This window comes from Enhydrobacter sp. (assembly GCF_030246845.1).
In the GTDB taxonomy this organism is placed as follows: Bacteria; Pseudomonadota; Alphaproteobacteria; order Reyranellales; family Reyranellaceae; genus Reyranella.
Window position 1 is genome coordinate 2,672,481 of the sequence record NZ_CP126889.1, and the last position, 20,143, is coordinate 2,692,623.

At 68.9% G+C, this 20,143-nt stretch carries 19 protein-coding genes; 6 read left to right on the forward strand and 13 right to left on the reverse strand.

All coding sequences use genetic code 11. The annotated features are described in order from the left end of the window. Nucleotides 1-72: 72 nt before the first annotated feature. Nucleotides 73-1,602 (forward strand): CYTH and CHAD domain-containing protein, encoded by a 1,530-nt coding sequence (locus OJF58_RS13445; RefSeq protein WP_300785040.1) that lies wholly within the window; start codon nucleotides 73-75, stop codon nucleotides 1,600-1,602. Here the strand turns inward: OJF58_RS13445 and OJF58_RS13450 are convergent. The 6 genes from OJF58_RS13450 to OJF58_RS13475 form a co-directional block, all read right to left on the reverse strand. Then, nucleotides 1,556-1,765: a hypothetical protein gene (locus tag OJF58_RS13450; RefSeq protein WP_300785042.1), complete on the reverse strand. Its 210-nt coding sequence runs from the start codon at nucleotides 1,763-1,765 to the stop codon at nucleotides 1,556-1,558. The genes OJF58_RS13445 and OJF58_RS13450 overlap by 47 nt on opposite strands. Nucleotides 1,766-1,850: 85 nt before the next feature. After that, complete coding sequence (locus tag OJF58_RS13455; RefSeq protein ID WP_300785043.1) at nucleotides 1,851-2,945, reverse strand: NAD-dependent epimerase/dehydratase family protein; 1,095 nt, start codon at nucleotides 2,943-2,945, stop codon at nucleotides 1,851-1,853. 84 nt (nucleotides 2,946-3,029) lie between these two features. Continuing rightward, nucleotides 3,030-4,361, reverse strand: a complete 1,332-nt coding sequence (locus tag OJF58_RS13460; RefSeq protein WP_300785045.1) for an MFS transporter — start codon at nucleotides 4,359-4,361, stop codon at nucleotides 3,030-3,032. A gap of 66 nt (nucleotides 4,362-4,427) precedes the next feature. Beyond that, nucleotides 4,428-4,880: a GNAT family N-acetyltransferase gene (locus OJF58_RS13465; RefSeq protein WP_300785046.1), complete on the reverse strand. Its 453-nt coding sequence runs from the start codon at nucleotides 4,878-4,880 to the stop codon at nucleotides 4,428-4,430. A 60-nt stretch (nucleotides 4,881-4,940) separates the two neighbouring features. Next, nucleotides 4,941-5,252: a hypothetical protein gene (locus tag OJF58_RS13470; RefSeq protein ID WP_300785048.1), complete on the reverse strand. Its 312-nt coding sequence runs from the start codon at nucleotides 5,250-5,252 to the stop codon at nucleotides 4,941-4,943. 91 nt (nucleotides 5,253-5,343) lie between these two features. Then, nucleotides 5,344-5,673, reverse strand: coding sequence for a hypothetical protein (locus OJF58_RS13475; RefSeq protein ID WP_300785050.1), 330 nt, complete (start codon nucleotides 5,671-5,673; stop codon nucleotides 5,344-5,346). A 183-nt stretch (nucleotides 5,674-5,856) separates the two neighbouring features. Between OJF58_RS13475 and OJF58_RS13480 the strand changes: the two genes are divergently transcribed. From OJF58_RS13480 to OJF58_RS13490, 3 genes are all read left to right on the forward strand, one after another. Then, complete coding sequence (locus tag OJF58_RS13480) at nucleotides 5,857-6,501, forward strand: hemolysin III family protein (RefSeq protein WP_300785052.1); 645 nt, start codon at nucleotides 5,857-5,859, stop codon at nucleotides 6,499-6,501. A 127-nt stretch (nucleotides 6,502-6,628) separates the two neighbouring features. Further along, on the forward strand, nucleotides 6,629-8,128 hold the full coding sequence (locus tag OJF58_RS13485; protein ID WP_300785054.1) for a peptidoglycan DD-metalloendopeptidase family protein: 1,500 nt from the start codon (nucleotides 6,629-6,631) through the stop codon (nucleotides 8,126-8,128). 98 nt (nucleotides 8,129-8,226) lie between these two features. Continuing rightward, on the forward strand, nucleotides 8,227-9,276 hold the full coding sequence (locus OJF58_RS13490; RefSeq protein ID WP_300785055.1) for an LLM class flavin-dependent oxidoreductase: 1,050 nt from the start codon (nucleotides 8,227-8,229) through the stop codon (nucleotides 9,274-9,276). Nucleotides 9,277-9,519: 243 nt separating this feature from the next. On the opposite strand, the gene OJF58_RS13495 is transcribed toward OJF58_RS13490, so the two are convergent. Further along, entirely contained in the window at nucleotides 9,520-10,353 is an 834-nt protein-coding gene (locus OJF58_RS13495) for a response regulator transcription factor (RefSeq protein ID WP_300785057.1), read from the reverse strand. A gap of 317 nt (nucleotides 10,354-10,670) precedes the next feature. Here OJF58_RS13495 and OJF58_RS13500 point away from each other — a divergent pair, with 317 nt between their 5' ends. After that, a complete protein-coding gene (locus OJF58_RS13500) occupies nucleotides 10,671-11,105 on the forward strand; it encodes a response regulator (protein ID WP_300785059.1) in 435 nt (144 codons plus the stop codon). A gap of 24 nt (nucleotides 11,106-11,129) precedes the next feature. On the opposite strand, the gene OJF58_RS13505 is transcribed toward OJF58_RS13500, so the two are convergent. Next, nucleotides 11,130-11,546 (reverse strand): hypothetical protein, encoded by a 417-nt coding sequence (locus OJF58_RS13505; RefSeq protein WP_300785061.1) that lies wholly within the window; start codon nucleotides 11,544-11,546, stop codon nucleotides 11,130-11,132. A gap of 32 nt (nucleotides 11,547-11,578) precedes the next feature. Then, nucleotides 11,579-13,216, reverse strand: coding sequence for a chaperonin GroEL (gene groL, locus OJF58_RS13510; RefSeq protein ID WP_300785063.1), 1,638 nt, complete (start codon nucleotides 13,214-13,216; stop codon nucleotides 11,579-11,581). Nucleotides 13,217-13,566: 350 nt separating this feature from the next. Between groL and OJF58_RS13515 the strand changes: the two genes are divergently transcribed. Further along, a complete protein-coding gene (locus OJF58_RS13515) occupies nucleotides 13,567-14,268 on the forward strand; it encodes a class I SAM-dependent methyltransferase (RefSeq protein ID WP_300785064.1) in 702 nt (233 codons plus the stop codon). On the opposite strand, the gene OJF58_RS13520 is transcribed toward OJF58_RS13515, so the two are convergent. The 4 genes from OJF58_RS13520 to OJF58_RS13535 form a co-directional block, all read right to left on the reverse strand. Further along, nucleotides 14,265-15,473 carry an SRPBCC family protein gene (locus OJF58_RS13520; protein ID WP_300785066.1) on the reverse strand — a complete coding sequence of 403 codons (1,209 nt, stop codon included), beginning with the start codon at nucleotides 15,471-15,473 and terminating at the stop codon, nucleotides 14,265-14,267. The genes OJF58_RS13515 and OJF58_RS13520 overlap by 4 nt on opposite strands. Next, complete coding sequence (locus OJF58_RS13525) at nucleotides 15,470-16,135, reverse strand: TetR/AcrR family transcriptional regulator (protein WP_300785067.1); 666 nt, start codon at nucleotides 16,133-16,135, stop codon at nucleotides 15,470-15,472. The genes OJF58_RS13520 and OJF58_RS13525 overlap by 4 nt, the downstream gene beginning before the upstream one ends. A gap of 99 nt (nucleotides 16,136-16,234) precedes the next feature. Further along, nucleotides 16,235-17,230: a tripartite tricarboxylate transporter substrate binding protein gene (locus tag OJF58_RS13530; RefSeq protein WP_300785068.1), complete on the reverse strand. Its 996-nt coding sequence runs from the start codon at nucleotides 17,228-17,230 to the stop codon at nucleotides 16,235-16,237. Nucleotides 17,231-17,292: 62 nt separating this feature from the next. Then, on the reverse strand, nucleotides 17,293-20,127 hold the full coding sequence (locus OJF58_RS13535; protein ID WP_300785070.1) for an ATP-dependent DNA helicase: 2,835 nt from the start codon (nucleotides 20,125-20,127) through the stop codon (nucleotides 17,293-17,295). Nucleotides 20,128-20,143 lie beyond the last annotated feature (16 nt).

Here is a 20,143-nt window from a genome sequence, read left to right on the forward strand (position 1 = left end):
CGGGCCCGGCGGACGGTCTTCGGACCATCCGCCGGGCCCGTTCTTTTTTGGAGATCGTGCGAAGAAACTCGCATGGCCGAGGCGCGTTCCCACTTCATGGAGACCGAGCTCAGGTTCGCCCTTTCACCCCACGCACGGCGTATCATCGAGCGATATGTGGCCTTGCATGAGGAGGCTGCGAGCCCTGCCGCCAGCCGGGCCGAGCGCACGACCTATTACGATACCGCCGACCTCGCGCTACGGCAGGCGGGCCTCGATTTGACAATAAGACATCGTGCCGATGGTGCCGGGAAGTATGTGCAAACCGTCGAGACAGGCGAGGACGGTTCGAGCCTGCATCACCAGAAGTGGGAATGGTCGATTGCCGATGCCGCTCCGGATCGAGCGTGCCTGGAAGAGGTTCCCGGCCTTTTGTCGGTCTTGAAGAACGGCGACGATCTGCGGCCGCTCTTCCATGCCGACGTGCAGCGCTGCCGTCGGCTCCTGCACCCCGATGGCGGCAATGTCGAGCTCACACTGGATCAGGGAGTGGTCGTCGCCGAGCGACAGAGCGAACCGTTGAGCGAGCTCGCGCTCCAACTGAAGCAGGGATCGGAGGAGAGCCTCCTGCATCTCGGCCTCGACCTCGTGCAGGCGGCGCCGCTGTCGCTGCAGATCGAGAGCACGGCCGGCCATGGCTACCGGCTGTGTAACAGCCACGGGTTGCGCGCTCATAAAGCCGTGCCCGTCGCGGTCGATCGGCATGCTTCGGTGGATGATGGCTTCACGCGACTCGCCGGCTCCGTTCTGGCGCATCTGCTTGCCAATCAGCCGGCGGCGCTGCGCGGCGAGCAGACGGAAGGCGTGCATCAAATGCGAGTCGCCATCCGGCGCCTGCGCTCGCTGCTGGTCCTGTTCGCGCCACTCGTCGAGGAGTACGGCCGTCGTCGCTTCACCGGCGAGCTGCGTCGCCTCGGCGATTGCCTGGGGCTCGCGCGCGACTGGGATGTCCTTGCGAGCGAGACCTTGCCGCAGGCAGAGGCCGATGGCGTCGATCGGGGCTGGATCGAGCCATTGCGCATCGCGGCCGATGGGCAGCGGCACGCCGCCCATCAGGCGGCCAAGAAGGCAATCGGCGAGCCCGAGTTCGCGCGTTTCGTGCTGGCCTTTCGCCTCTGGAGCGGCGGCCCGGCGGTCGCGCTGGCGCCGCATGATCGGAATTTGCCGCTTCGCCAGTTGGCCCCGCATCTGCTCGACCGTTTGGAGGACAAGGTGGCCAAGCGGCTCGACCGCAGCGATGCCGACGATCCGGCCAGCCTCCATGCCTTGCGCAAGAGCACAAAGAAGCTGCGCTACGGCATCGAATATCTCGATGCCCTGCTCGGATCGAAGGCCTCTCGCTACGTGAAGCGCTGCAATGTCCTGCAGAGGAAGCTCGGCGCCCTGAACGATCTCGAGACGGCGCAGCGTCGGCTCGTGGGACTTGCCGGCGATGGCCGCCTCGACCTCGTCCCGGCGACGGGGGCGCTGATCAACTGGGTCGAGGCGAGGCGGCCGAAGCTCCTCGAGAAGGCGCTCAAGGCGCGCGCGGCGTACTGCCGGGAAGATCCGTTCTGGCGCTGAGCGGTTGGGGAGCGGCGCGGTCGGCGATCAGGAAGGACGGCGCGGTCAGCAAGATCCGCTCGATCGCCCGCGCGACCAGGTCGACGGCGGCGAGGCCCAGACCCAACCACAGCGCGGCGACGCCGATCTTGCGCACGACATCCTCCCTGTCGTCGCCTGTCACGGTACGCTCCGGGTCGGGGATGCGGCGTGTGGCCAATCGAGGGCCGGTCGCCACGCGTTGTGATCAATCCGGGGCGGTCGGCGGCTTACCGGGGCGGCAGCAGGCGCTTCGCCTGCATCTCGGCGAAAGCCTTGGCGAACATGGCCTCGGTATCGATGACGTCGTGGAAGCCCGCCTGCATGAGCTTGATCGTCGAGACGAGGGCCGGCGGACCGGGCTCGGTGCGGCCGTGGCCCATGGTGTAGTCGGCGTATTCGAACGACAGGCCGACGAATTCCTTCAGCGAGCCCGACCGCAGGCCGTGGGTCTTGCGGATCTCCGTCCACTCGGCTTCGCGGGGACGGATCTGCCGGTCGAGCGACAGCGGCACGTGGTTGCCGCCGGCGAAACCCAGCGCCTCGGCGATCGCCGGCCACACATTCGGCCAGACGAAGACGTCGCCGTTGGTGACATTGAAGATCTCGTTGCGCGCCGCCGCTGCTTCCCCTGACCAGGCGATGCAGCGCGCCAGAAGATCGGCGTCGACGGCCTGAGCCACGCGGCCCACGCCGCCGGGATAGTCGAGCGTCTTCTTTCCTGCGTGGCGCGCCATGGCGGCGTAGACCCCGAGGGCCGGGATGACGTTCATGGCGCTGCCGACGGAATCGCCCACGATCAGGACGGGCCGCAGGATCGACCAGCTCCAGCCCTGGCCCTGCTGGCGCCCGCGGATGTAGCGCTCCTGGTTCCAGTAGAAGTTCGGCTGCTCGTGCATCTCCGAACGGTTCTCGCGCGCCGGCACGAGCATGGGACGCACGTGGACGCCATAGGCCTTGGTTCCCTGCAGCAGCGCGACATGCCGCAAGGCGGATGTTGCGCGTTCGAGGACACCGAAGAGATTGCGCAGCATCCGGTCGTTGGTCCGGATTTGCTCGTCCTCACGCCAGCCGGCCACCAGCCCCGGCCGTTCATGGAGTGCGGCATAGACGAGATGCGTAACGCCGGCAAAGTACGGGGCAAGCGCGGCACAGGCGGCCTCGTCGCCGAGGTCGAGCGGCAGCCAGCGTGCGCCGAACGACTCGTCCGGCCTGCGGCGCGACAGGGCGATCACCTCGCACTTCTCGTCTCGCGCGAAGTGCTTCATGGCGGCGTAGCCGACGAGGCCGGTGGCGCCGGCGACCAGGACTTTCTTGGCGGGCATGACGCAGATCGTAGCGCACGGTCGGCGCGCTCGTCGTCAGAATCGATCCTCACCCGGCCGGCCTGCGAAAGCCGCCCGTTTTCGTCACTGCGTGCCGTCGTACTCGGCGGAGATGTCCTGGCCGGTGTAGTCCGGCATCAGCGCCGCGGAGATCAGGCTGACGACGGCGCAGGCCGCGATATAGATCGCGATGGCGTAGCCCGATTGGTAGGCGGCGAACAAGGCGGTCGCGATCAGGGGAGCCGGGCCGCCGGCGATGATCGAGGCGAGCTGGTAGCCCAGCGATGCGCCGCTGTAGCGCAGCCGCGGCGTGAAGGCCTCGGCGATCAGCGCGGCCTGCGGACCGTACATCATGTCGTGCGGGATCAGCGACAGCACGATGGCGATGAACACCGCCGACGGGTAGGCCGTGTCGATCATGCCGAAATAGAGGAAGCCGAACAGGCCGGTCACCGCGGCACCGATCAGGTACATCTTGCGCCGGCCGATGCGGTCGGAGATATGGCCCGAAAGCGGAATGGTCACGAACGACAGCACCGAGGCGCACAGCACGGCGGTGAGGACGAAGTCGCGCGACATGTTGAGCGTGCGGGTCGCGTAGGCGAAGACGAAGGCGGTGAAGATGTAGAACGGCGCCTGCTCCGCCATACGCAGCAGCGCCGACAGGAGGATCTCGCGCGGCTGCCGGCGGATCACCTCGGCGATCGGCGCCTTCTCGATCTTGCGTTCGGACATCAGCTTCTGGAACACCGGCGTCTCGAGAATGCCGAGCCGAACCCACAGGCCGACCCCCACCAGGATGATCGACAGCAGGAAGGGAATGCGCCAGCCCCAGCTCAGGAAATTGTCGCCGGCCCAGGCGCTGAAGGCGAGGATCACGAGGTTGGAGAGGAACAGTCCGGCGGGGACACCGAACTGCGGCCACGAGGCCACCAGTCCGCGATTGCCGTGGCCGCGTGCCCACTCCATCGAGATCAGCACCGAGCCGCCCCATTCGCCGCCGACGCCGATGCCCTGGATCACGCGAAGGATGGTCAGGATGACGGCACCCCAGATGCCGATCGAGTCGTAGGTCGGCACCAGCGCGATGGCGAAGGTGGCGAGACCCATGCACATCAGGGTCGCGATCAGCGTCGCCTTGCGCCCGATGCGATCGCCGTAGTGGCCGAAGATAGCGGCGCCGATCGGCCGGCCGACGAAGCCCACGAAATAGGTGCCGAAGGCCGCGAGCGTCGCCGTCAGCGGATCCTCGTTGGGAAAGAAGAGCTTGCCGAAGACGAGACCAGCGGCGGTGCCGTAGATGAAGAAGTCGTACCACTCGATGGTCGTGCCGACCGTGGCGGCGATCACGGCCTTGCGCAGCTGCGCGCCGTGCTCAGCTTCGGGAAGCCTGCCGAACCCTTCCGCAGTCACCATCGCGCTGCCTCCGTGGCCTCGTGAAACCCGTAACGCAGATGCGCCGACGAGGTTCCCTGTCGGCGCTCAGAGCCGCAAGGTGATTGTGCGGGCGGAGCTTCGGACCGGCCGGAAGCCCAGCCGTTCGTAGAGGAGGCGGGCGCGATTGTTCTTCATCACATCGAGCGTGAAGTCCTTGGCCTTGCGCCGGGCGCGATCGCTCATCCAGGTCAGGAAGGCAGTGCCAAGGCCCTGGTTGCGCTTCTCCGGCCTCAGATAGAGGTGGCCGAGATGGATGGCGAAGCGCGTTTCGCTGACATGCAGCCAGCCGGCGTCGCTGCCCTCGCTCACCAGCACTGAAGCGCCCTCGTCGGCGAGCGCTTCCCGGACGTGGCGCTGCTGGAGGGCATCGTCCCAAGCGAAGACGCCCACGCTCAGCGGTTGCAGCGCCTCGCGATAGAGGCCCCAGCAGAAATCGAAGTCGTTGCCGCGCACCCGGCGGAAATCGAAGGGCGGTGTGCTCGTCGCGTCTGGGGCCATCGCAGCCAGCCTATCCTCCCGCCGCGGCAAGGCCAATCCTCCATCCCTTCGGGGGAGGGATCAGTGGATCAGGGGCTCCTTGTCGCGATCGATATCCTTCTGCGCCGGCGGAGGGAGAGCCGGATCGAATCTTCTGTCACGATCCCTGATGTTGGGATTGTCGCGCGTGCCCGGCACCTCGGCCTGGTTGGGATCACGGGTGTTCGGCTCGGCCGGTCGGATCACGCCATGGCGGTCCATAGGCAGGGCATTGTCCTGGCCGGGCCGGGTTGTGCCGGTACCGGGAGTCCGGTCATTGTCGCCGGCAAAGGCGAGCGTACCGAGGCCGGCGAGGGCGAGACCGGCAATGGCAGGCAACAGAATGATGCGCATCGTCGCTTCCTTCGATCGTTGGCGTCGGAGAACAACGCCTCGTCAGGGGCTGCCGATGCGGTCGGCGATCTGTGAGGGAATGCGGCGCCCGTTAGGCGCACAGCCGTCCGAAGCACCGACGCAGCGCGGCAATCGACATGGCCTGCCGTCGAGGTGCCTGTCGCGGCGATGCGGAAGGTGGGGTGCGGACGGAGTCGACGAGGGCGCAAGCCAGCTCGAACTCTTTCATCGCCGCCGCCCCCAGTGCGCTCAGCAGGCTCTCGGCCTCCCAAGCCTCCGGTTCACGGCCCCTGCGGTCCAGCCGAACGAGCTCGCGCTCGAAACGGTCCTCGAAGGCGGCCCGTCGCGGCGTTCCCGCCATCGTTGCCTCACCGGCGTCAGTCGGAAATAATTCGCTCGTCTCGAGAATATCGGCATTCATGACAGTATCTGCTCGGCAAATATCCAATTCGTCACCGATAACGGCATACGGTCAGGCCGGTTGCGGCCGCGACGACTCGTCTCGATGGGCAACGGCCGGTCCTGCGATTTGGGCAGGATGTCGCGCCCCGGGATGCCGGCTGGGTTTTGCCCGTAGTCTCTCCATGACCATGTGCATCCGGAGATGATCGAAGCGGCTTCCCGTCTGCCGACCACCGCCGAACTCGTGGCCGACGGCGTGGTGCATGCCTTGGGCGTGGGCCTCGGCCTGCCGGCGGCGATCGCGCTGGTCGTGTTGGCGGCTTTCGACACGACGCCGGCCGACCTGGCGCCGATCGCGATCTATGCCGCTGGCCTCGTCGCCATGTTCGGCTGCTCCGCGGCCTACAATCTGCTGCGCGGGAGCCGGCTGCGCGCCTGGCTGCAGCGCCTGGACCATGCCGCGATCTTCGCCATGATCGGCGGCACTTACACCCCGTTCGTCGTGCTGCGGCTGGAAGGGATCTGGTGCGCCGCGCTCGCCAGCGCGGTGTGGGCGATCGCCGGGCTCGGCATCGCGGCGAAGCTGCTGCGGCCGCGCTGGATCGAGCCGGTCTCGACCGGCCTCTACCTGGCGCTGGGCTGGATCGGCCTCGTCGCGATCGGGCCGTTCGTGCACGCGATGGACATCACGACCCTTGCCCTGCTGGGCGCGGGCGGCCTCCTTTACACGGTCGGCGTGATCTTCCATCTCTGGCGCGCGCTGCCGTTCCAGAACGCGATCTGGCACGCCTTCGTGCTGCTCGGCGCCGGCCTGCACTACGGCGCCGTTCTCACCATGGTCGGCTGATCGTCGCATCGGCCGGGCCGGTGGGCAATTTCCTGGCGACATCGAACGCCGGATGGTGCTAAGCGAATCGGAACCTCCGACGACCCCCAATCACGTGGCCCTTGCAGGCCGCCAACAATTCGTGCTGATGACGGGCAGTTCCCATTCGTCGGGCCGACATCGCGTCGCCATCGCGCCACCGCCATGGCCGGTCCATTGCTTCCTCCTGATCATGGCCGCGGTCTGCGCGGTGATCGCCCTGCGTCCGCGTCCGCCCGTTGCGGCCATCGAGGCGCCCATCGCCGAGGCCCCGGTCGCGGAGGTGCCGGTTTCCGAACGCGTGCAGGTCGTTCCCCAGATCGCGTCCTATGAACCGCCCTCGCCGCCGACCTCGGCCGACTTCCAGCTCGCGGTCGCAGTGGACGAAGCGGTGGGCCGGGATGTCGCCGCGGCGGGGCCGGACGCGGCGGTGGACCAGGATGCCGTTGCGGCGAGGCAGGCAACGCCGCCCCCGGCGCTCGACGAGCCATACGACATGACGGTGGAGCTCCAGCGCGGCGACACGCCGGCCGACGTGCTGGATGAGATCGGTATTGCCGACGAGGATCGCGCCGCCGCCGTGGTCGAGCTCGACCGGCTGCTGAAGAAGCAGACCCTCGCCGCCCGCGAGCCATTGCGGCTGTCACTGCGGCCCTCGCCCGATGCCGGCGGCGCGCCGATCCTACTGTCGCTGCAGGTGCGGCCGCAGGCCGAGCGCGAATATGTCGTCACCCGCCAGGACGACGGCTCCTACGACGGCGACGTCACGGTCTACGAGGTGCAGCCGCGCATCGTGCGCGTGGCGACCCACCGCGTCGGCTCGCTGTTGGCAAGCGGTGTGCGGGCCGGCGCGCCGGCTGAGGCCCTGCACGAGTTCATCCGGGCGCTGTCCTACGACGTCGACTTCGAGCGCGAGCTGAAGCCGAACGCGCCCTACGCCTTGTTGCTGGAGGAGGGCGTGACCACGGATGGCCGGGTGGCGCGCCGCGCGCGCCTCCTGGCGGGCGAGCTGCAGCTTGCGAAGCGGAAGGTGATGGTCGTCGCCTTCACGCCCGCCCATGGCTCGCGCCAGTTCTATACGCCCGACGGCAACAGCGTCGTGCGGGCCTTCCTGCGCACGCCGATGGACGCCTCCCATATCAGCTCGCGCTTCGGCATGCGCCGCCATCCCATCCTGGGCTACAGCCGCATGCACGCGGGCGTCGACTTCGCCGCGCCGAAGGGCACGCCAATCCTCGCCGCGGGTCGCGGCGTCGTCGTGCAGGCCGGCTACTATGGCGGCTACGGCCTCTACGTGGAGCTCAGGCACACTGCCACCATCGCCACCGCCTACGGGCACATGTCCCGGCTGGCCCGCGGCATCCGGCCCGGCGTGCATGTGCGGCAGGGCCAGGTGATCGGCTATGTCGGCTCCACCGGCCTCGCGACCGGCCCGCATCTGCACTACGAGTTCCATCGCCGCGGCCGGCCGGTCAATCCGCTGACCCAGCGCGCCTCGATCCGACGGCATCTGACGGGCCGCGACATGAAGCGCTTCTCGGCCCTCGTGCGCGAGTATCGCGTGCAGCTCCGCAAGGCCCCGCTCATTGAGGCCGCCGCCCGGCGCTGAGCGCCGCCCATACAGGCACCGGCACCTCCGGTTCGTTTGAGCATGGCCGTCCGCGGGGTCTATGCTGGCAGGAGACTTCCTCTCCGGGAGGGGAGCCGATGGAATTCGGCATGTTCCATGAGTTCCAGCAACCGCCGGGCGCGACGGCGGCCGAGGCGTTCCGCCAGTCGTTCGCCCAGGTCGACGCCGCGGAGCGTCTGGGGCTCGACGCCATGTGGCTGGCCGAGTTGCATTTCGTCCCCGAGCGCTCGGTGCTCGCCTCGCCGCTGATCCTGGCCGCCGCCATCGCCCAGCGCACCAGGCGCATGAGGATCGGCACGGCCGTGCAGGTGCTGCCGCTCTGCCATCCGCTCAGGCTCGCCGAGGAGGTCGCGACCGTCGATCAGCTCTGCGACGGCCGGCTGATTTTCGGCGTCGGCCGCTCGGGCTTCGCCCACACCTACGCGACCTACGGCGTCGACTACGGCGAGAGCCGCGAGCGCTTCGCCGAGACGCTGCTGATCGTGAAGCGCGCCCTGAGCGAGGAGCGCTTTTCGTACCAGGGCAAGTACTTCGCCTACGAGAACGTGCGGCTGGCGCCGAAGCCGGTGCAGCAGCCATGGCCCGAGATCCGGGTCGCCGCCGCGAGCCCCGACACCTACGAGGAGGTGGCGACACTCGGCCATCCGATCTTCGTCGCCGCCCGCACCGGCGATCTCTCCGAGCTCGCGCCGCACGTGAAGCGCTACCGCGCCGCCTGGGCGAGGGCGGGCCATGCCGGAGGCGGCGCGGTCTATCTGCGCGTGCCGGTCTATGTCGCGGCGACGGAGGAGACCGCGCGCGAGGAGCCGCGCGAGAGCATCATGCACCTGCTGCGCCATATCGGCGACCGGCTGGCGGCGTCGGCGACGGCCTCGGGCGCGCGCGCCATCGAGAACCGCGCCGAACGCGGCGCGCGGATGCAGTCGATCGACTACGAGGAGGTGCTGCGCGAGCGCATGATCGTCGGCACGCCGGCCGTCGTCGTCGAGCGGCTGCAGCAGGTGCGCGACGAGCTCGGCCTCGACGGCATCCTGGCCGAGCTCAATCCGGGCAGCCTGATCCCGCACGAGCGGGTGATGATGGCGCTGCGGCTCCTGTGCGAGCAGGTGATGCCGCGCTTCAAATAGAGGCCGTCCGGCAAGCAGGCCGATTGCGCCAATGGAGTTCGTCACCGGCGAAGAGCCGGCCCTCGGGTATGAACAAGTGCTTTTGGCAAGGCTGTGTCATCCCGAGCGCAAGGATCCTTGGTTGACGTCGCGAAAGATCCCTCGCGTCGCTCGCGATGACACGACACTGGTTGGATGCCTGATCTTGCTTCTTGTTAGCGGCGCGCTCCGATGGGCGCTCGGGGGAGCGCACTTCGGCGTCGCTCAGGCGCGGACCGACAGGGCGTCGCTTGATGGCGCGGCCGCGCCGCCAGCGTCGTCCTCCCAGCGATAGCCGAACGATGGATAGTTCTCGATCCGGTCGAAGGTGGGATCGACGGCGCGGATCTTCATGCGGATGCGCTTGATGGTGGAGCGCACGTTGCTGCGGTAGCCGTTCTCGCCGCTGCCGGCGATGAAGCCCGCATGATGGACCACGTCGTAGACGGCGCGATAGCTGACGAAGTCGCCGGCGCTGGTCACCAGCAAGCGCACCACGCGGAACTCCATCAGCGTCAGGTTGATGTCGGCGCCATCCCAGAAGGCACGCTTGGTGCTGCCGTTCAGCAGCAGCGGGCCGCGCTGCACGATGTCCTCCGTCGCGGCCGCCTCGGCGGGCGCCTGCGCGCTCTGGAGAATCTTGCGCACGCGCCGGGCCAGGATCGGCAGGCCGCGGGTCTTGTCGACGAAGTCGAGCGCCCCGTGATCCAGCGCCTCGCTTTCGAGCGAGGGCGTCGACCGGCCGGTGAGGAACACGACCGGCCACGGCACACCCGCCTCGCGCAGGCGCTTCAGCAGGTCGAGGCCGGCCATCGCCGGCATCATCCAGTCGAGCACGACGATGTCGGCGGCGAGCCCGTTGGCGGCCGCGGCCAAAAGCCGCCAGCCGTCCGCGAAGCTCGTGACGGAAAAGCCGAGATCCTCCAGCTCGGCCGAGGCGGCGTCGCGGAAATCGACGTCGTCGTCCACCAGGATCAGTCGGATTGGCTTGGTCGCGGTGTCCACGGTCGGCACCGCACGCGCGCGCTCGGGCGCACGATTGCCTGCGATTTCGAGCATTTCGAGTCTCTCCACACACTAGCGGAGAGTTCCGTACCCCTACGGAAGTGCCCCCGCCCCCGCCCGTCTAATAACCAAATTTGCCCGCACACGGAAAGCGAAAAGTTCGAGTGCCGGAACTACCGGTTGCGGCGTTGTCCCATTGAAATCGCTGCAAATTTCTGCGATGAACACCGGTTTCGCGCGATTGTGACAATTTTGCGCCCTCCTTCCCTTTCCGTCAGGGCAGAAGATATCTTGCCAGCAGAGGCGTCGGTGCTGGCCAAGAGAGCGCAGACTCTCGCTGAGTGGGGGTATTCGGCTGAATGATGAATTACATGGGGCCATCGCGGACCGTGGCTAGCTGTGGGCCCAGCCTGACCGGTCACCACCGGCCAATCGATCTTGTCCTGGTCGACGACGACGACGATTTCCGCGAAGCCGCCTCCGGCGAGCTGGAAGATCTCGGTTTCACGGTAAGAAGCTTCGCCGACGGCGCCGACATGCTGGCGGCCTTCGCGCGCGGCATGCGGGCCGACGTGATCGTGCTCGACTGGTACATGCCGGCCATGATGGGCATCGACGTGCTGGCGCATGCCCGCCGGGCGGGCAACTGGCTGCCGGTCGTGTTCCTGACTGGTCATTCGACCGCCGGTCTCAAGGAGATGGCGCTCAAGGGCGGCGCCATCGACTTCATGGACAAGACCGGCGGCATCCCGAGCCTCGCCGAGCGCCTGCACGCGTTGCTGGAGACCTCGAAGGTCTCGAGCTGACGACCCGCCCGCCGGGCGGCCAGCCTAGAAGTGCATCGCCGCATAGAGCGCAGCGACGAACAGGACGCCCAACGTCAGGATCGTCCAGGTCGCTAGTCCGGATCTATGCCGTGGGCCGCCGTGCAAGGGGGCGTCTTTCAGCGTCGGGATCGGCGGGACGCTGCCGGCAGGCAGCCAAGCCACCAAGCGTGCGGCAATGGCGGTCGCATCCGACGCCGTCCAGTTTCCCTCGGGAAGGCCCGCGATCGTGCCAGCGAACGATCGGATGGCCGCGTTTCGCGGCAGGTCGGCCAGGCGGGCCGCCTCCTGCCACGGGTCGAAGCCCAGCCGCGTCAGGGCCGACAGCACTGTCAGCGGGCCGGTCTTCTCCTCGCCGATCGCGGCGAAGAGGAACTCGTTGTACTGCGAGTGGCCGAGGGAATATTCCGGACGCAGGGCCATGCGCGCCTCCCGGTTACGAACGCGGCCGGGGTCTAGAACCCCATACCGCCCATGCCCCCCATCCCGGCCGACGGCGCGGGCGGGGTCGGCTCCGGCCGCTCGCCGATCATCGCCTCGGTGGTGATCAGCAGCCCCGCCACCGAGGCCGCACCTTCCAGCGCCGTGCGCACGACCTTGGTCGGGTCGATGATGCCCGCCTTGATCATGTCGACATACTCGTCCTTCTGGGCATTGAAGCCGAGATGGACGTCCTTCTGGTCGAGCAGCCGGCCGGCCACCACCGCGCCGTCGAAGCCGGCGTTCTCGGCGATCTGGCGCAGCGGCGCCTGCAGGGCGCGCCGCACGATGTCGATGCCGACCTGCTGGTCGTGGTTGCCGCCGCGCCGGCCCGCCAGCGCGCGGGTGGCATAAAGGAGCGCCGCGCCGCCACCTGCGACCACGCCTTCCTCGACCGCAGCCTTGGTCGCGTGCATGGCGTCCTCGACCCGGTCGCGACGCTCCTTGACCTCGGTCTCGGTGGCGCCGCCCACCTTGATGATCGCCACGCCGCCCGCGAGCTTGGCCAGCCGCTCCTGCAGCTTCTCGCGGTCGTAGTCCGACGTCGTCTCCTCGATCTGCGCCCTGATCTGCGCCACGCGCGCCTGGATGTCCTTCTTCTTGCCGGCGCCGTCGATGATGGTGGTGTTGTCCTTGTCGATCCGCACCCGCCGGGCGTTGCCCAGCATGTCGAGCGTCACGCTCTCGAGCTTGATGCCGAGCTCCTCGCTCACGAGCTGGCCCGCGGTGAGGACGGCGAGATCCTCGAGCATCGCCTTGCGGCGGTCGCCGAAGCCCGGCGCCTTGACCGCCGCCACCTTGAGGCCGCCGCGGAGCTTGTTCACCACCAGCGTCGCGAGCGCCTCGCCCTCGATCTCCTCGGCGACGATCAGCAGCGGCTTGCCCGACTGCGCCACCAGCTCGAGCAGCGGCAGCAGCGGCTGCAGGGCCGCCAGCTTCTTCTCGTGGATCAGCACGTACGCCCCCTCGAGCTCGCAGGTCATCTTCTCGACGTTGGTGATGAAATAGGGCGACAGGAAGCCGCGGTCGAACTGCATGCCCTCGACGATGTCGAGCTCGGTCTCCAGGCTCTTGGCATCCTCGACGGTGATCACGCCGTCGGAGCCGACCTTGTCCATCGCCTTGGCGATCATGTCGCCGATCGACTTGTCGCCGTTGGCCGACACGGTGCCCACCTGGGCGATCTCCTCGCGGGTCGAGACCTTGCGCGAGCGCTCCCTCAGCTCCTCGACCACCCAGTCCGCCGCGATGTCGATGCCGCGCTTGAGGTCCATCGGGTTCATGCCGGCGGCGACCGACTTGGCGCCCTCGCGCACGATCGCCTGGGCCAGCACGGTCGCCGTGGTGGTGCCGTCGCCGGCCGTGTCGGAAGTGCGGGTCGCGACCTCGCGCACGAGCTGGGCTCCCATGTTCTCGAACTTGTCGGAAAGCTCGATCTCCTTGGCCACCGTCACGCCATCCTTGGTGATGCGCGGCGAGCCGAACGATTTGTCGAGCAGGACGTTGCGGCCCTTGGGGCCGAGCGTCACCTTCACCGAGTCGGCCAGCAGGTCGACGCCGCGCAGCATGCGGTCGCGGGCGTCGGCACCGAAATGCAGATCCTTTGCAGTCATGTCTGTCTTCCTTCGATTGGAGGTCGGGCGGGAGGGGGCGGCATCGCGTGATTTGTCGCCGACGGCGGCGACGGGAGATCGGTACGGCCGGCCTATTTGCGGGACTTCTTGAACTCGCGGTTGCCGCGACGACGTCGAGCCATGGGCTCCTTTCCGCCGGCCTCCGGCGCGCGGGAAATCCGCGTGGCTCAGCCTAGGCTCTTTCCATGCAGGAGTCCGATTTGTCTTGCGGTGGCATTCGCCGGCGCCGGCGCTGGCGGCGAGGACGCACCACGCGCGAAGGGAGGCCGTTTGCCGGCTTGCCGGAACGTCCGGCCTGCTGCACGTTCCTTCGGAGGGACGTCAGGAGAATGGCTCGCCACTTCACCCGCGACTGGTTCTCGCACAATATCGAAAACTGGCGCTGCTGGCTGGCCGAGTTCAAGGACAGGCCCGGCGTCCGCGCCCTCGAGATCGGCAGCTTCGAGGGCCGCGCCACGGCGTGGCTGCTCGAGAACGTCTTGACCGACGGGACGAGCCGCATCGACTGCGTCGATCCCTTCCGGAACGACTATTACCGGCGCTTCCTGTCGAACGTCGAGCCTTGGCGCCGTCGCGTGACCATCCATCGCGCATCGAGCGACGCGGTTGTGCCGACCCTGAGCGGCGCGTTCGACTTCATCTACATCGACGGCGATCACCGGCCCTTTGCCATCCTGTCGGACGCGGTCCATTCGTGGCCGCGCCTGAAGGTGGGCGGCATCCTGATCTTCGACGACTACCTGTTCGTGCCGCACGAGATCGACCGGCAGCGGAACGTCGAATGGTCGGAGCAACGGGCGCGCCGGCAGATCGCCCGGCATCCGGCGCAATGCCCGAAGACCGCCATCGACGGCTTCCTGATGGCGATGAGGGGCCAGTACGAATTGCTGGGACAGGGATACCAGCTTGCCCTCCGCAAGCTCGCCGATCCGGGGGCGGACTTGTCCTCGTTGACGTTCGCGACAGTTCCCGAGGATCGACCATCGGCTCCAGGCCCTGGTCCGCGGCGCCGCGGTTCGCTAAAGCGCTAACGGTAGTCCTCTCGAACAATCGCTTCCTCCACCCCCGCATGAAACCACTTCAAGTTCTGTTCCAGCCGCCCGAGGACCAGCCGGTCGTTGGCACCGCTCTTTAGCCCGCGCTGGATCTGTTCGCAGGTGGCGAGGTCCTCGTCGTTGAAGACGCCGCTGTCCATCAGCTCGAAGGAGCGCGCCCAGTGCGTCTCGGCCTTCTCGTCGGCGGGCTTCTCGGGCGTCAGCATCGTGTGCACGAACAGCGTCTCGTCGGCCGCCGTCGGGAACAGGCCGAGATGGCTGATGTAGTCGGGGTGGTAGACGATCACCGAGTTGGGAAAGACGAGATGCACCATCGTGGCGTGGCGCTGCGGGCTCCAGCGCCCGGGCGGCAGGGTGCGGATCTCGTCCGTCGTCTCGCGCGCCACGAGGTAGCGCAGGTGCCGGCCCACCGGCTCGCCGGCCGACACCGAATCGCGGAAGAAGGGGCCGATCGTGCCGGCGTGCAGGCGCGTCACGTGATAGACCTCGAGGAAGGCGTCGACGATCAGCTTCCAGTTGGTGGCGCGCCGGACGGCGTGCTGGCGGTAGAAGCGGTGCCGACCCATGCCGATCGCGTCGAGGTCCCGGTCGAGGCCGCCGAGATGATCCGCGAGGTCGATCGGGCCGGCCTCGGGATCGAGCACGGCGAAGATCAATCCGTGGCGCACGGCCGAGGGCAGGGCGCGCAGGCCGAGCCGCGCCTTGTCGATTCCCGGAAAGGCTTCCGCCCGCGGAATGCCGGCGAGGCCGCCGTCGAGGCGATAGGTCCAGTTGTGGTAGGGGCAGGCGAGGCTCTGCCGCCGGCACACCGTCTCCTGCTCGGGCAGCACGCGCGCGCCGCGATGGCGGCAGACGTTGAGCAGCACATGCGCCGCGCCGTCACGCGCCCGCGCGATCAGCAGCGGCACGCCGCACACCTCGCGGGCGATGACGCTGCCCGGCGCGAGCTGGTCGATATGGCCGAGGCAGAGCGGCAGGCGGAGGAACAGCCGCTCGCGCTCGCGCGCGAAGTGGGCGGGGTCGCCGTAGATCGCGGGATCGAGGCTCGCCGTCCCACCCTCGGCCGCTGCGGGCGCCCCTCCGTCGAGCTCGGCCAGCAGGCGTTCGAACAGGGTGTGCCACGGCGCCTCGAGCGGTGCCTCGGCGGGAGCGGCGATGTCGGTCGTGCTGAGCATCGTCATGAGGATGACTCCACGGGGCGAAGGGTGGGCGTGCGGGCATAGGGATGTGCCGATACGGCCTGCAGGCAGAAGGCGACGATCGCGTCGACCAGCGCCTTGATGGTCGGCGCATCGCCTTTCTGCGGCTTGGCCTCGGGCGCGAGCGGGCCGATCAGCGCCTCGTTCAGCGCGCCCATCACGCAGGCCGCGGCGGCGCGTGCATTCTGCGGCGGGAACTCGCCGTTCCTGACGCCGTCCGCGATCAGGGTCTCGAACACGTCGGCGAAGGCGCGGCGATAGACCAGGCGGGCGGCGTCCACTTCGGGCTCGGCGGGCTCGGCGATCATGGCGTAGGCGAGCCGGCGCGCCCGCACCGCACGCAGCGCGAAAACGCGCAGCGCATCGGCGAGCCGCGCCGCCGCCGGACCGTCGCTCTTGGCCACCGCGGCCACGACCGCGACCTCGTGGCCGGCATTCAGCGCCAGCGCCTCGGCGAACAGCTCGCCCTTGGACGGGAAATGGCGATAGACCGTGCCGGTCGCGACCTCGGCGGCCTCGGCCACCATCGCCACCTGCGCGCCGCGGAAGCCGACCTCGGCCACCACCGCGCGCACCGCCTGCAGGATGCGGTCCCGCTTGTCCTGCAGTTGCTCCTGCACCCGCTCGGTCCGGCGATAGGCCATGCTCTGAACCTCGGTTCAGTTCTTGGCCAAAGAAATGAACCTCGGTTCAAATTATGTCAAGCAACGTGTGCGACAGGAAAGGGACGCCCGCCGTCCCGCTTACTCCACCTTCGCGCCCGACGCCTTGATGACGGGCGCCAGCCGCTTCTCGTCGGCGGCGCGATAGGCGGCGGTGTCGGCCGGACTCAGCCAGAAGGGGACGGCGCCCTGCTTTTCATACGCCACCTTCACGGCGTCGCTTTCCAGCGCCTTCTTGGCGAGCGCCGCGCACTTCTCGACCATCGCCGGCGGTAGGCCGGCCGGCCCGCAGATGCCGCCCCAGGAGGTGATCTCGAAGCCGGGCAGGAACTCCGCCATGGTCGGCACGTCCGGCACGGCGGGATGGCGCTTGAGCGACGTCACGGCGAGCCCGTTCACCTTGCCGCCGCGCATCAGGTTCAGCGGGCCGGGGATGTTGTCGAACATCATGTCGACCTGGCCCGCCAGCAGGTCCTGCCAGGCCGGTGCGCTGCCGCGATAGGGCACGTGCAGCAGGTTCACCTCGGCGAGCTGCTTGAAGAGCTCTCCGGTGATGTGCGGCGTGGTGCCGGCGCCGGACGAGGCGAAGGAGTACTTGCCCGGGCTCGCCTTCACCAGCTTGATCAGGTCGGGCACGGTCTTGGCCGGCAGGTCGAGCCGCGTCATCAGCATGTTGCAGACCGACCAGAGCATGGCGACGGCGGTGAAATCCTTCTCCACGTCGAAGCTCAGCTTGGCGTAGAGCGTGGGCGCGATCGACTGCGAGGCGATGGTGTAGAGCCCGATCGTGTAGCCGTCGGGCGCGGACTTGGCGATGGCGTCGGTGCCGATATTGCCGCCGGAGCCGGCCTTGTTCTCGACGATGAACTGCTGGCCGGTGAGCTCGGCGAGCTCGTTGCAGACGATGCGGGACAGCGTGTCGGTCGGACCGCCGGCCGGAAAGACGTTGATGTAGCGCACCGGCTTGCTCGGCCAGTCGTCGGCGGCGCGCGCGATCCCCGACGCGATCATGGGGGCGACCAGAGCGCCACCGGACAGGACGAGCGCCCGACGGCGCGGCAACACGAATCTGCTCACTGAACGATCCTCCCGAACTTTTCTGTTCTTCGTGGACGGTAGCAGATTTCGGCCGGAGTGAATCACGGCTGATGCAGGAATGCCCGCACGGCGGTAACGGCCTCGGCGAGTCCGAGGCGCTCGACCGGCACGCCCGGCGGGAAGGCGCCGAGCAGGCGGGACGGCAGGCGCGAATCGAGCATCACGAACACGCCGCGATCGTCGGCCCGCCGGATCAGCCGGCCGTAGGCCTGCTTGAGGCGCAGCCGCGCCAGCATGTCGTCGTAGGCGTTGGCACCCGCGCCGGCGGCCTTCCACGCCGCCTTGCGGGCGCGGTGCAGGATGTCGGGGCGCGGCCAGGGCACGCGGTCGAACACGATCAGCCTGAGCGAGCGGCCCGGCACGTCGACGCCGTCGCGCACCGCGTCGGTGCCGAGCAGGCACGATTGCTCCTCGGCCCGGAAGATATCGACCAGGGTCGCCGCATCCATGCCGCCGACATGCTGGGCGTAAAGCGGCAGGCCCGCCTCCTCCAGCGCAGCGGCGATGCGCTGGTGGGTGGCGCGCAACCGGCCGATGGCGGTGAACAGGCCGAGCGCGCCGCCGCCCGCCGCCAGGAACAGCTCGCGATAGGCCGCCGCCACCTGCTCGGCATCATCGCGCCTCACGTCCCGCACGATCAGCACACGCGTCGAGCGCGCATAGTCGAAGGGCGAGGCCATCGCCGCGCGCATGGCGGGTGCCAGCAGATGCCGCGTGCCCGTGCGTGCCTCGGCCGCGAACCAGTCGGCAGGCGCTTCGCTGGACCGCGGGCTTCCAGCCCGCTCGTGAGCGTGCTGGAAGCCCGCGGTCCGTTCGACGTCGTCGTTGGCCGGGGCCGGCAGGCCCAGCGAATCGCGCAGCGTCGCCGAGGTGATGACGGCGCCGTGCGCCGGCTTGATCACCGCGTTCACGAACGGCTCGGTGGGGTCGAGGTAGTGGCGGTACATGCCGACATCGATCTCGCGGTTCTGGCTGCGCTCGATCGCGAACCAGTCGACGAAAGCCGGATCGGTGTCCCCGTGCAGGCCGCGCAGCATGGCGCGCCAGGCCTCAAGCGTGAGCTCGCAGCGGTTGGCGAGCGAGCGGGCCACGCCTTCGATGCGCCCGCGCTGGCCGGAGTCGAGCTTGTCGGCCTCGGCCTCGAGCTTCGCCCGCAGCGTGGCCCGCAGCCGGCGCACCGGGACCAGCATCTGCTCGAAAAGGCTGGCCACCGCATCGGCCGCCTCGATCAGGCCGGGATTGAGCGGACGGATGTCGCATTCCAGGCCGAAGCCCTGGTCGTCGCCGGCGGCGCGCGCGCGCACCTGCTGGCGTACCAGCGCCAGGAACTCCTCCGCCGGTCCCAGCACCGTGCCGTCAGCGAGGCGCGTCTGCCAGTTGGGGGCGGGCAGGCGGCGCGCCAGGTCGAGCAGGCGTCGCAGCGCGTTCTGCGCCTCCTGGTCCTCGCCCAGCAGATCCTGCACGCGGCGCTCGAGGCCGCGCGCGCGGCTGCCACGGCGGCCCTCGGCGCCCAGGATCCAGCGCCTGAGATCCGAGCCCTCGACGCCGCTGAGATGCGCCCCGAACGCGCCGTCGGCGGCGTCGAACAGGTGATGGCCCTCGTCGAACACGTAGCGCAGCGGGCGCGTGGCGTCGTCGAGCCCGCCCATAACCGCCTGCACCATGACGAGCGCGTGGTTGGCGATCACGATGTCGGCCTGCCGGGCGCGGCGGATGGTGCGTTCGACGAAGCACTTCCGGTAGTGCTCGCACGCCGAGTAGATGCATTCGCCGCGCCGGTCGGCGAGGCGCCCGACGCGGTTGCGGCCGACCAGGTCGATCAGCCAGGCCGGCAGGTCGCCGCCGATCATGTCGCCGTCGCGCGAGGCCAGCGCCCAGCGCGCCAGCAGCCCGAGGCCCACTGCGTTCTCGGGCACCAGCCCGGTGCGCAGCACGGCTTCCTGGAAGTTCAGCAGGCAAAGATAGTTCTCGCGTCCCTTGCGGATCACCACGCGGCGGCGCTTTTCGGCCGAATCGCGATGCAGCCGGTCGAGCTCGCCGTCGATCTGGCGCTGCAGGTTGCGGGTGTAGGTCGCGATCCAGACCGGCGCGCCGTTCTTCTCGGCCCATAGCGAGGCGGGCGCGACATAGCCCAGCGTCTTGCCGACCCCGGTGCCCGCCTCGACCAGCACCACCTTGGGCTTCTCCTCCTCCTCGCGCGGCGCGAAGGCCTCGGAGGCGGCGGAAGCATAGTCGCTCTGCGTCGGCCGCGCTTCGGCCATGTTGGGGCCGGCCGCGACGAGCTGCGCCAGCCGCAGGCGGGCCTCGCGCGGCTCGACCGGCAGCGACCCTGGCGGCGTCGCCGGCGGCGGCTCTTCCCAGGCGGGCAGGCTCTTCCAGACATCGAGGCCGGCGCCGAGCCGCGGCTTCTTCGCCGCATCGGCGTCGAGGCCGAGCGCCGCGAGCACCTCCTTGCCCCACGGCCAGTTGCCGCGCGCCATGACGAGCGCCGTATCCTTGAGATCCGCCGAGGCGAGAGCCGCCATGTCCTCGAGCTCGAAGAGCAGGGCGCGCGCCGCGTCGGGCAGCCGCGCCAGCGCGTCCTCCAGTGTTGCGGGAAGCGGCAGATCGAGCGCCTCGCACAGGCCGCGCACGGTCGGCAGGCAAAAGCGCGCCGGCCGCACGAAGGCGTAAAGCTCCAGCAGGTCGCGCACGGCGAGGGCATCGCTCCCCAGGCGCGCCGCCGTCGCCGGCCCGTGGCAGACCAGAGGGAAGGCCCCGGCCGCGCGCGACACCGCTTCCGCGACGGCGATCCGCTCGATCTCGCCGTCGGCCGACAGCCACAACGCGCCGCGCGCGGTGGCGACAAGAGCCGGCCAGGAAGGCGGGAGGGACATCGCGTGGTGAATAGCA

What these genes read in the sequence shown, in the direction of transcription:
- OJF58_RS13445 (WP_300785040.1), top strand. Translation starts at nt 73, where the DNA reads ATGGCCGAGGCGCGTTCCCACTTCATGGAGACCGAGCTCAGGTTCGCC.
- OJF58_RS13455 (WP_300785043.1), bottom strand. Translation starts at nt 2,945, where the DNA reads ATGCCCGCCAAGAAAGTCCTGGTCGCCGGCGCCACCGGCCTCGTCGGC.
- OJF58_RS13460 (WP_300785045.1), bottom strand. Translation starts at nt 4,361, where the DNA reads ATGGTGACTGCGGAAGGGTTCGGCAGGCTTCCCGAAGCTGAGCACGGC.
- OJF58_RS13465 (WP_300785046.1), bottom strand. Translation starts at nt 4,880, where the DNA reads ATGGCCCCAGACGCGACGAGCACACCGCCCTTCGATTTCCGCCGGGTG.
- OJF58_RS13470 (WP_300785048.1), bottom strand. Translation starts at nt 5,252, where the DNA reads ATGCGCATCATTCTGTTGCCTGCCATTGCCGGTCTCGCCCTCGCCGGC.
- OJF58_RS13475 (WP_300785050.1), bottom strand. Translation starts at nt 5,673, where the DNA reads ATGAATGCCGATATTCTCGAGACGAGCGAATTATTTCCGACTGACGCC.
- OJF58_RS13480 (WP_300785052.1), top strand. Translation starts at nt 5,857, where the DNA reads ATGATCGAAGCGGCTTCCCGTCTGCCGACCACCGCCGAACTCGTGGCC.
- OJF58_RS13485 (WP_300785054.1), top strand. Translation starts at nt 6,629, where the DNA reads ATGACGGGCAGTTCCCATTCGTCGGGCCGACATCGCGTCGCCATCGCG.
- OJF58_RS13490 (WP_300785055.1), top strand. Translation starts at nt 8,227, where the DNA reads ATGGAATTCGGCATGTTCCATGAGTTCCAGCAACCGCCGGGCGCGACG.
- OJF58_RS13495 (WP_300785057.1), bottom strand. Translation starts at nt 10,353, where the DNA reads ATGCTCGAAATCGCAGGCAATCGTGCGCCCGAGCGCGCGCGTGCGGTG.
- OJF58_RS13500 (WP_300785059.1), top strand. Translation starts at nt 10,671, where the DNA reads ATGGGGCCATCGCGGACCGTGGCTAGCTGTGGGCCCAGCCTGACCGGT.
- OJF58_RS13505 (WP_300785061.1), bottom strand. Translation starts at nt 11,546, where the DNA reads ATGGCCCTGCGTCCGGAATATTCCCTCGGCCACTCGCAGTACAACGAG.
- groL (WP_300785063.1), bottom strand. Translation starts at nt 13,216, where the DNA reads ATGACTGCAAAGGATCTGCATTTCGGTGCCGACGCCCGCGACCGCATG.
- OJF58_RS13515 (WP_300785064.1), top strand. Translation starts at nt 13,567, where the DNA reads ATGGCTCGCCACTTCACCCGCGACTGGTTCTCGCACAATATCGAAAAC.
- OJF58_RS13520 (WP_300785066.1), bottom strand. Translation starts at nt 15,473, where the DNA reads ATGACGATGCTCAGCACGACCGACATCGCCGCTCCCGCCGAGGCACCG.
- OJF58_RS13525 (WP_300785067.1), bottom strand. Translation starts at nt 16,135, where the DNA reads ATGGCCTATCGCCGGACCGAGCGGGTGCAGGAGCAACTGCAGGACAAG.
- OJF58_RS13535 (WP_300785070.1), bottom strand. Translation starts at nt 20,127, where the DNA reads ATGTCCCTCCCGCCTTCCTGGCCGGCTCTTGTCGCCACCGCGCGCGGC.